Origin of the sequence: Brevibacterium sp. 50QC2O2 (assembly GCF_024580675.1) — a bacterium.
Classification (GTDB): Bacteria; Actinomycetota; Actinomycetes; order Actinomycetales; family Brevibacteriaceae; genus Brevibacterium; species Brevibacterium moorei.
On sequence record NZ_JANIJZ010000058.1, the window covers coordinates 1 to 454 of the forward strand.

Here is a 454-nt window from a genome sequence, read left to right on the forward strand (position 1 = left end):
ATGTCGAAGTCGTGTTTCCAACTTCCATCGGCAATGCTAAGCGTACGGTTTTTGGTGTTTGGATAGCCAATGCGTGCGAAGCCAATGCAGTTATCCTCCAAGAAAGCCTTCACTTCGTCGTTGTGTTCGTTGGCAACTTGAATGATGACACCTGGATTTTCGGCAAACAACTTACGCATAATGTCATCGCCTTGCATATCGTGCAAGTTGATATTCAGACCACCTTCAGGATTTGCAAAAGTCATTTCGAGCAGCGTTGTAATCATACCACCAGCCGAAATATCGTGTCCTGCAAGAATCCAACCGCGGCGAATCATCTCTTGAATGGCATCGAAGCAATCGCAGAAGTAGCGAGGCTCCTTCACGGTAGGAACGTCAGAGCCAACCTTGCCCAAACTTTGTGCAAAGGCAGAACCACCCAGTCGCTGCTCGTCGAAGCTGAAATCGATGTGAT

General features: G+C 48.0%; 1 protein-coding gene. It reads right to left on the reverse strand.

Translation table 11 applies throughout. From position 1 onward, the window contains the following. On the reverse strand, positions 1–454 hold a 454-nt coding region (locus NQ038_RS15195), incomplete at both ends, for an AIR synthase-related protein (protein ID WP_257062994.1).